We start from the raw sequence: 8,214 nt of genomic DNA, 5'->3' as shown, positions 1-8,214 counted from the left end.
TTCCGCATGGCAAACCCACTCCGTCAACGCGTTGGCCCACATACTACCAACACAGATTTGTGACAGAGCCAAAGCAAAAGGCCGATTTCTTAACGAAATCGGCCTTTTTCGCTTGACTGGCAAGCGACAGCAGCTATTCAAACGATAGCGCCAGATCAGCGGTCGCGGTAGGCATCGTGGCAGGCCTTGCAGGAATTGGCCGTGGGGCCGAAGGCGGCCTTCAGGTTGTCCAGGTTGCCGGTCTTGGCCGCCGCGGCCAGCTTGGCGGACTCGGCCACGAGCTTGTCGGCATGCTCCTGGAACTTGACCTGCTCGGTCCACACGCCGGCCTTGGCCTTGTGGGGCGCGCCCTTGTCCGTGCCCGGGCCGAAGCCGGCCCAGGGCAGGCTGGCCAGCGAAGCCACCACGTCGGCGTTTTGCTGCGCGGCCTTGGCGTCGAACGGCACACGGCCGTTGGCCATGGCGCCCAGACGCGAGAAATGCTGGCCCATGACAAACAGGGCGCCCTGGCGGTACTTGATGGCGTCCTCGGGCTTGGCGAACTGGGCCGCGGCGGGCAGCGACAGCAGCAGACCCGCCGAAGCGGCGGCGGCGAAGGCGATGGATTTCAGCGACATGGCGATGGCACCTTTCTTTTCGTGGGGTTGAACGGCGCCAAGTATCCGCTGGCGCCGGGCCGGCGGGAGGCCAAGCACGGGCAATCTCGTCGGATATACCGCAAGGCGCTCTCTCTGCGGCCTGGGCAGAATATCCTGCAACGTCATTGCCTTTGCTGAAATCTGCCATGCAACACACGGTCCGTGTCTGGGATCTGCCCACCCGCCTGTTCCACTGGTCGCTGGCGGCCACCACCATCGCCCTGGTCGCCACCGCCAAGCTGGGTGGCAACGCCATGGAATGGCACCTGCGGCTGGGCTACGTGATGCTGGCGCTGCTGGTGTTCCGCCTGGTCTGGGGGCTGGTGGGCGGGCGCTGGTCGCGCTTCGCGAGCTTTCTCTACTCCCCCACCCGCCTGTGGCGCTACCTGCGCGGCGGCGGGGAGGACGACGTGGGCCACTCCCCGCTGGGCGCGCTGTCGGTATTCGCCCTGCTCGCCGTGCTGCTGCTGCAGGTAGGCAGCGGCCTGGTGAGCGATGACGAGATCGCCTTCGCCGGCCCGCTCACGCGCTTCGTCCCGGGCAGCGTGGTGGGGCAGGCTACGTGGTACCACAAGGACGTGGGCCAGTACCTGCTCTATGCCCTCGTCGGGCTGCACCTGCTGGCCATCCTGTTCTACGTGCTGGTGCGCAAGCGCACGCTGGTGCGCCCGATGCTGGGGGGCGACAAGCAATTGCCGCGGCCCGCATCGCCCTCGCGCGACGACATAGCCTCCCGCGCGGGCGCGGCCGTCGTGCTGGCGCTGAGCGGTGCGCTGGCCTGGTGGGTGTCGGGCCTGGGGGCTTTCTGACGCCCCTCCCGGGGCATGCGGCTACACTGACCCTTCATCGTCAGCCGAACACAACGCCACCAGTGGACCAGCCACCCGCCGTCACCCTGTTCATTCCCACCCAGCCGCATGAGATGGATGCGGTGCGCGCCATCTTCCAGGAATACGCCGACAGCCTGGACGTGGACCTGGCGTTCCAGGACTTCGCCCAGGAGCTGGCAGACCTGCCGGGCGACTATGCCGCGCCGCGCGGCCAGATCCTGCTGGCCGAGGTCGAAGGCAGCATCGCCGGCTGCTGCGCCCTGCGCCCCCTGGACTCTGCCGACTACCCCAACGCCAGCGAGATGAAGCGCCTGTACGTACGCAAGGCCTTCCGCGGCTTCGGACTTGGCCGGCAGCTGGCCGAGGCCATCCTGGATGCGGCGCGCCAGGCCGGCTATGCCTGCGTGCTGCTGGACACGCTGGACGGCATGGAGTCGGCCCGCGCGCTCTATGCGGAGCTGGGTTTCGTGGAGATCCCGCCCTACTACCACAACCCCATCGCGGGCTCGCATTACCTGAAAGCCGACATTTCTTGAGCCTTTCAGGCCTCTAGCGCCCGTCCAGCAAGCGCAAGCAGCTCTCTTTTAGATAGCAAAACGCCACGCCTGCAGTGTGCAGGCGTGGCGTTTTGCGAAAGGGCGCAGCAGCTTTATGCGCGCGCCTGGGAGAGCAGCGTGGCTGCGTCGCTGACCTCGAACTTGCTAGGCGCCTCGACGTTGAGCGCCACCACCTTCCCGTCCTTCACGAGCATGGAATAGCGGTTGCTGCGCAGACCCAGGCCCTTGCCATTGAGGTCCAGCGTCAGGCCCGTGGCCTTGGCGAAGGCCGCGTCGCCATCGGCCAGCATGCGCACCTTGCCATCGGTCTTCTGGTCGCGAGCCCAGGCGCCCATCACGAAGGCGTCGTTCACCGACAGGCACCAGATCTCGTCAACCCCGACGGCCTTGAGCGCCTCGGCATTCTCGACATAGCCCGGCACGTGCTTGGCCGAGCAGGTCGGCGTGAAAGCGCCCGGCACGGCGAACAGGGCGATCGTCTTGCCCGCGGCGGCCTTCTGCGCGTCCACCGGGTTGGGGCCGATGCTGCAGCCGTTGCCTTCGACCTCCGAATATTCCATCAGCGTGATGGCGGGCAGGGTGTCGCCGACTTTGATCATGGGATGCTCCTTGTGCATGGATGAAAAAAAACGACCCACATTGTGGGTCGTTTCTCATGGCCCTGGCGGGAGGCCAGGTTTGCGCGGGTCTTAGACCAGCGCTGCCTTTTGCACCAGGCGCGTAGCGACCCAGTTCTTGGTCTTGGACAGCGGACGGCTTTCCGTGATCTCGATGGTGTCGCCCAGCTTGTACTCGCCATTTTCGTCATGGGCGTGGTACTTGCTCGACTTGATCATGATCTTGTCGTAGATCGGGTGCTTCACGCGGCGCTCGACAAGAACCGTCACGGTCTTGGCGCGCTTGTCGCTGACCACCTTGCCAACCAAGGTGCGCTTGAGGGATGTTTTAGCTTCCGTCATGTCGGCTCCTTACTTGGCGGCTTGCTTTTCAGCAAGAATGGTCTTGGCGCGCGCGATGTCGCGGCGCGTGGCGCGCAGCGTACCGGTATTGCCCAGTTGCTGCGTGGCCTTCTGCATGCGCAGGCCGAAATGGGCCTTTTGCAGCGACTTGATTTCGGCTTCGATGCCGGCCACGTCCTTTTGGCGGAGTTCAGCAGCTTTCGTCATGTTGATTCTCCTTAGGCGCCAATTTGACGGGCAACGAACGTGGTGCGCAGCGGCAGCTTGGCGGCAGCCAGGCGGAACGCTTCACGGGCCAGTTCTTCGGGAACGCCGACGATCTCGAACACGATCTTGCCGGGCTGGATCTCGGCCACGTAGTACTCGGGGTTGCCCTTGCCGTTACCCATACGCACTTCTGCGGGCTTGGTGGAGATCGGCTTGTCGGGGAACACACGGATCCAGATGCGGCCGCCGCGCTTGACGTGGCGGGAGATCGCACGGCGTGCGGCCTCGATCTGGCGGGCCGTCAGGCGGCCGCGGTCCGTGCACTTCAGACCGAAGTCACCGAAAGCCACCGAGTTGCCACGCGTGGCGACGCCGGTGTTGCGGCCTTTTTGCTCCTTGCGGAACTTGCGGCGAGCAGGTTGCAGCATGTTTATTCTCCTTTGCCGTCCGCTGCTGTAGCGGGCGCGTCAGTCTTGCGAACGCGCTTAACGGCGGTTGCGTCGGCGCCACCGGCGCCAGCGGGCTTGTCGCTGCCATCGGCAGGAGCGGCATTGCCACCCATCGGACGGCGTGCACCACCACGGCCTGCGCGGTCGCCAGGGCGGCCATCGCGGCGGGGGCCACGGGGACGGCGCTCTTCTTCAGGGCGCGGCGTCTCGGCAGCAGGCAGGTCGTTGCGGCCCAGCGTGTCGCCCTTGTAGACCCACACCTTCACGCCGATCACACCGTAGGTGGTCTTGGCTTCGGAGGTGCCGTAGTCGATGTCGGCGCGCAGGGTGTGCAGCGGCACGCGGCCTTCGCGGTACCACTCGGTACGTGCGATTTCGATGCCGTTCAGGCGGCCCGAGGACATGATCTTGATGCCCTGGGCACCCAGACGCATCGCGTTCTGCATGGCGCGCTTCATGGCGCGGCGGAACATGATGCGCTTTTCGAGCTGCTGGGTGATCGAGTCGGCGATCAGCTTGGCATCGATTTCGGGCTTGCGCACTTCCTCGATGTTCACGGCGACCGGCACGCCCAGGCGGGTGGCAAGTTCCTTCTTCAGGTTCTCGATGTCCTCGCCCTTCTTGCCGATCACGACGCCCGGACGTGCCGAGTAGATCGTGATGCGGGCGTTCTTGGCGGGGCGCTCGATCAGCACGCGCGACACGGCGGCGTTCTTGAGCTTGGCCTTCAGGTACTCGCGCACCTTGATGTCTTCGGCCAGCATGCCGGCGAAGTCACGGTTGCTCGCGTACCAGCGGCTGGCCCAATTGCGGCTCACTGCAAGGCGGAAGCCGGTAGGATGGATTTTCTGTCCCATATTCTTCCCTTTGGCCTCAGTTGCCCACGGTCACGTAGATGTGGCAGGTCGGCTTGCTGATGCGATTGCCGCGGCCCTTGGCGCGCGCGGTGAAGCGCTTGAGCGTGGTGCCCTGCTCGACGAAGATGGTCTTGACCTTCAGCTCGTCGATATCGGCGCCGTCGTTGTGCTCGGCGTTGGCGATGGCGGACTCCAGCACCTTCTTGACGATCACGGCAGCTTTTTTCTGCGTGAAAGCCAGGATGTTCAGGGCTTGATCCACCTTCTTGCCGCGGATCAGGTCCGCGACCAGGCGACCCTTGTCAACCGACAAGCGGACGCCACGGAGGACTGCACGTGTTTCAGACATGGTCGTTCCTTACTTCTTGGCCTTCTTGTCGGCGGGGTGACCCTTGAAGGTGCGCGTCAGGGCGAATTCGCCCAGCTTGTGGCCCACCATCTGGTCGGTAACGTAGACCGGCACGTGCTGCTTGCCGTTGTGCACGGCGATGGTCAGGCCGATGAAATCGGGCAGAACCATGGAGCGGCGCGACCAGGTCTTGACGGGCTTCTTGTCCTTGGTGGCGATGGCCTTCTCGACCTTTGCCAGCAAGTGATGGTCAACAAACGGACCCTTTTTGAGAGAGCGAGTCATTTGCTACCCCTTACTTCTTGCGGCGCGACACGATCATGGTCTGTGTGCGCTTGTTGTTACGGGTACGGTAGCCCTTCGTCAGGTTGCCCCATGGGTCAACCGCATGACGGCCTTCACCGGTACGGCCCTCGCCACCACCGTGCGGGTGGTCGATCGGGTTCATGGCAACGCCACGCACCGTCGGGCGGATACCCATCCAGCGCTTCACGCCGGCCTTGCCGAGCTGGCGCAGGCTGTGTTCTTCGTTGGCGACTTCGCCGATCGTGGCGCGGCACTCGATGTGGATCTTGCGCACTTCGCCCGAACGCATACGCACCTGGGCGTAGATGCCTTCGCGGGCCAGCAGCGTGGCGGACGTACCGGCCGAGCGGGCGATCTGGGCACCGGCACCGGGCTTGAGCTCGATGCAGTGGATGGTCGAACCCACCGGGATGTTGCGGATCGGCAGCGTGTTGCCCACGCGGATCGGGGCTTCGGAGCCGCTCACGATGGTCGCGCCCACTTCCAGGTTGCGCGGAGCGATGATGTAGCGGCGCTCACCGTCGGCATAGCACACCAGGGCGATGTGGGCCGTGCGGTTCGGGTCGTACTCGATGCGCTCCACCTTGGCGGGGATGGCGTCCTTGTTGCGACGGAAGTCCACCACGCGGTAGTGGTGCTTGTGGCCACCGCCCTTGTGGCGGGTGGTGATGTGGCCGTTGTTGTTACGGCCAGCCTTCTGGTGCTGGGGTTCCAGCAGAGCAGCGAACGCCTCACCCTTGTACAGGTGGTTGCGCGTCACCTTCACCGTGCCGCGCTGGCCCGGAGTGGTGGGTTTCAACTTGATAACGGCCATGGTTTACGCAGCCTCCCCGGACAGGTTCAGCTCTTGACCTTCCTTCAGCAGCACGTAGGCCTTGCGCACGTTGTCGCGGCGGCCGACGGTCTTGCCAAAGCGCTTGGTCTTGCCTTTGGTGTTCACCACAGAAACGCCCTTCACTTCCACCTTGAACATCAGTTCCACGGCGGCCTTGATCTCGGGCTTGGTAGCGTTCTGCAGCACCTTGAACGTCACGGCGTTGGACTTCTCGGCAACCATGGTGGCCTTCTCGGACACGATGGGAGCAACCAACACCTGCATCAGACGACCTTCGTCAAACTTGGGTGTGCTCATGCGAACATCTCCTTGAGTTTGTCGATCGCGCCCTTGGTGACGAGCACTTTCTTGTAGTGCACCAGCGACACGGGGTCTGCATAACGCGGTTCGGTCACGAACACGTTCTTCAGGTTGCGCGAGGCGAGGTACAGGTTTTCATCGACCTCATCGGCGATCACCATCACCGATTGCAGGTTCATGGCCTTGAACTTGTCGGCCAGCACCTTGGTCTTGGGGCTTTCCAGCTTCAGCGAATCCACCACGGCCAAGCGGCCTTCGCGGGCCAGCTGCGACAGGATGGACGCCATGCCGGCGCGGTACATCTTCTTATTGATCTTCTGCGAGAAGTTTTCTTCCGGCAGGTTCGGGAAGATGCGACCGCCCCCACGCCACAGCGGCGAGGAGGTCATACCGGCGCGTGCGTTGCCGGTGCCCTTCTGCTTGAAGGGCTTCTTGGTCGAGTGCTTGACCTGCTCGCGGTCCTTCTGGGCGCGCGTGCCCTGGCGGGCATTGGCCTGATAGGCGACGACGATCTGGTGGATCAGGTCTTCGTTGTACTGGCGGTCGAACACGGTCTCGGGCACGTCCACCTTGGACGCGGCTTGGCCCTGCTCATTCAGGAGTTCGAGCTGCATTAGTTCGCTCCCTTCGGTGCGGTGGCCTTGACGGCGGGACGCACGGTCACGAAGCCACCCTTGGAGCCCGGAACAGCGCCCTTGATCAAGAGCAGTTGGCGTGCTTCGTCGATGCGAACCACGTCGAGGTTTTGCGTCGTGACGGTGGCATCACCGAGGTGGCCCGTCATCTTCTTGCCCGGGAAAATGCGGCCGGGATCCTGGGCCATACCGATGGAGCCAGGAACGTTGTGCGAACGGCTATTGCCGTGCGAGGCGCGCTGCGAGGAGAAGTTGTGACGCTTGATCGTGCCGGCGTAGCCCTTGCCGATCGAAGTACCCTGCACGTCCACCTTCTGGCCCACGCTGAACACGTCGGCCACGGCAACGGCGGTGCCCGCGGCGTACTTGCCAGCGGTCTCTTCGGTCACGCGGAATTCACGGACGATCTCACCGGCTTCGACACCCGCCTTGGCGAGGTGGCCGGCTTCGGGCTTGGTCACGCGCGATGCCTTGCGCGCGCCGAACATGACCTGCAGGGCCACGTAGCCATCGTTCTCTTGGGTTTTCACCTGGGTCACGCGGTTGTTGGACACGTCCACCACCGTGACAGGCACTGCGTCCCCGTCATCGGTGAAGAGGCGCATCATGCCCACCTTGCGGCCCAGCAACCCGAGGGAGTTGCTCAGACTCATTGTTTTCTCCAGAGCTTTCGCCGCACCGACTTCAATTGGCCGATACGTTTGCACCCGAGTGCCCTGCACCCGAAGTGCGCGAAAGAAGGTTGATAAAACTCCGCGTCCGCGCGCCCAAAAGCCGGGCGCAAAAACGCGAAGCCGCAAAGTATAACGCGGACTGCCTTTTCAGGCAAGTCCGCGTCATGAGGGGTGCGGCGCCAGCGCCGCACCGGGGGAAGCGCAGGATTACTGCAGCTTGATTTCGACGTCCACGCCGGCCGGCAGGTCCAGCTTCATCAAGGCGTCCACCGTCTTGTCCGTGGGATCGACGATGTCCATCAGGCGCTGGTGCGTGCGGATCTCGAACTGGTCGCGGCTGGTCTTGTTGACGTGCGGCGAGCGCAGGATGTCGAAGCGCTTCATGCGCGTCGGCAGGGGCACGGGGCCCTTGACGATGGCGCCGGTGCGCTTGGCGGTGTCGACGATCTCGGCGGCCGATTGGTCGATCAGCTTGTAGTCAAAGGCCTTGAGGCGGATGCGGATCTTTTGCTTGGACATTGTGTATTCCTTCAATAGCTCTCGGGATTACGCAATGATCTTTGCCACGACGCCGGCGCCGACGGTACGGCCGCCTTCACGGATGGCGAAGCGCAGGCC

At 64.0% G+C, this 8,214-nt stretch carries 15 protein-coding genes and 1 pseudogene; 2 read left to right on the top strand and 14 right to left on the bottom strand.

Translation table 11 applies throughout. The annotated features are described in order from the left end of the window. Window positions 1-155: 155 nt before the first annotated feature. Window positions 156-617, bottom strand: a complete 462-nt coding sequence (locus tag AVS7_RS18145; protein WP_020229476.1) for a cytochrome c — start codon at window positions 615-617, stop codon at window positions 156-158. Between the two features lie 167 nt (window positions 618-784). Between AVS7_RS18145 and AVS7_RS18140 the strand changes: the two genes are divergently transcribed. Together AVS7_RS18140 and AVS7_RS18135 are read left to right on the top strand one after the other, a co-directional pair. Next, window positions 785-1,447, top strand: a complete 663-nt coding sequence (locus AVS7_RS18140) for a cytochrome b/b6 domain-containing protein (protein WP_020229475.1) — start codon at window positions 785-787, stop codon at window positions 1,445-1,447. A gap of 113 nt (window positions 1,448-1,560) precedes the next feature. Continuing rightward, entirely contained in the window at window positions 1,561-2,004 is a 444-nt protein-coding gene (locus tag AVS7_RS18135; RefSeq protein ID WP_369799122.1) for a GNAT family N-acetyltransferase, read from the top strand. Between the two features lie 113 nt (window positions 2,005-2,117). On the opposite strand, the gene AVS7_RS18130 is transcribed toward AVS7_RS18135, so the two are convergent. The 13 genes and pseudogenes from AVS7_RS18130 to AVS7_RS24000 form a co-directional block, all read right to left on the bottom strand. After that, window positions 2,118-2,624, bottom strand: a complete 507-nt coding sequence (locus AVS7_RS18130) for a peroxiredoxin (RefSeq protein ID WP_020229473.1) — start codon at window positions 2,622-2,624, stop codon at window positions 2,118-2,120. A gap of 90 nt (window positions 2,625-2,714) precedes the next feature. Then, window positions 2,715-2,984, bottom strand: coding sequence for a 30S ribosomal protein S17 (gene rpsQ, locus AVS7_RS18125; RefSeq protein ID WP_020229472.1), 270 nt, complete (start codon window positions 2,982-2,984; stop codon window positions 2,715-2,717). 9 nt (window positions 2,985-2,993) lie between these two features. Continuing rightward, window positions 2,994-3,191, bottom strand: a complete 198-nt coding sequence (rpmC, locus tag AVS7_RS18120; protein WP_020229471.1) for a 50S ribosomal protein L29 — start codon at window positions 3,189-3,191, stop codon at window positions 2,994-2,996. 11 nt (window positions 3,192-3,202) lie between these two features. Further along, complete coding sequence (rplP, locus tag AVS7_RS18115) at window positions 3,203-3,619, bottom strand: 50S ribosomal protein L16 (protein WP_020229470.1); 417 nt, start codon at window positions 3,617-3,619, stop codon at window positions 3,203-3,205. A gap of 2 nt (window positions 3,620-3,621) precedes the next feature. Continuing rightward, window positions 3,622-4,497 (bottom strand): 30S ribosomal protein S3, encoded by an 876-nt coding sequence (gene rpsC, locus AVS7_RS18110; protein ID WP_020229469.1) that lies wholly within the window; start codon window positions 4,495-4,497, stop codon window positions 3,622-3,624. A gap of 16 nt (window positions 4,498-4,513) precedes the next feature. Continuing rightward, the gene (rplV, locus tag AVS7_RS18105; RefSeq protein WP_020229468.1) at window positions 4,514-4,846 is read right to left on the bottom strand and encodes a 50S ribosomal protein L22; all 333 of its coding nucleotides are present in this window, start codon (window positions 4,844-4,846) and stop codon (window positions 4,514-4,516) included. 9 nt (window positions 4,847-4,855) lie between these two features. Continuing rightward, window positions 4,856-5,131, bottom strand: a complete 276-nt coding sequence (rpsS, locus tag AVS7_RS18100) for a 30S ribosomal protein S19 (protein WP_024001800.1) — start codon at window positions 5,129-5,131, stop codon at window positions 4,856-4,858. Between the two features lie 10 nt (window positions 5,132-5,141). Then, window positions 5,142-5,966, bottom strand: a complete 825-nt coding sequence (gene rplB / locus AVS7_RS18095) for a 50S ribosomal protein L2 (protein ID WP_020229466.1) — start codon at window positions 5,964-5,966, stop codon at window positions 5,142-5,144. 3 nt (window positions 5,967-5,969) lie between these two features. Then, window positions 5,970-6,284, bottom strand: coding sequence for a 50S ribosomal protein L23 (gene rplW, locus AVS7_RS18090; RefSeq protein ID WP_024001798.1), 315 nt, complete (start codon window positions 6,282-6,284; stop codon window positions 5,970-5,972). Next, window positions 6,281-6,901, bottom strand: a complete 621-nt coding sequence (rplD, locus tag AVS7_RS18085; RefSeq protein ID WP_020229464.1) for a 50S ribosomal protein L4 — start codon at window positions 6,899-6,901, stop codon at window positions 6,281-6,283. Before rplD ends, rplW begins: the two co-directional genes overlap by 4 nt. After that, window positions 6,901-7,575, bottom strand: coding sequence for a 50S ribosomal protein L3 (gene rplC / locus AVS7_RS18080; protein ID WP_020229463.1), 675 nt, complete (start codon window positions 7,573-7,575; stop codon window positions 6,901-6,903). The genes rplD and rplC overlap by 1 nt, the downstream gene beginning before the upstream one ends. 228 nt (window positions 7,576-7,803) lie before the next feature. Next, window positions 7,804-8,115, bottom strand: coding sequence for a 30S ribosomal protein S10 (rpsJ, locus tag AVS7_RS18075; RefSeq protein ID WP_003059431.1), 312 nt, complete (start codon window positions 8,113-8,115; stop codon window positions 7,804-7,806). 27 nt (window positions 8,116-8,142) lie between these two features. Beyond that, a pseudogene (locus tag AVS7_RS24000) lies at window positions 8,143-8,214 on the bottom strand (elongation factor Tu); the annotation flags it as partial.

The sequence above is a fragment of the Acidovorax sp. MR-S7 genome, from assembly GCF_000400995.2.
In the GTDB taxonomy this organism is placed as follows: Bacteria; Pseudomonadota; Gammaproteobacteria; order Burkholderiales; family Burkholderiaceae_C; genus MR-S7.
The sequence above is the reverse complement of the archived record's forward strand: the minus strand, read 5'-3'. Positions and strand labels throughout refer to the sequence as shown.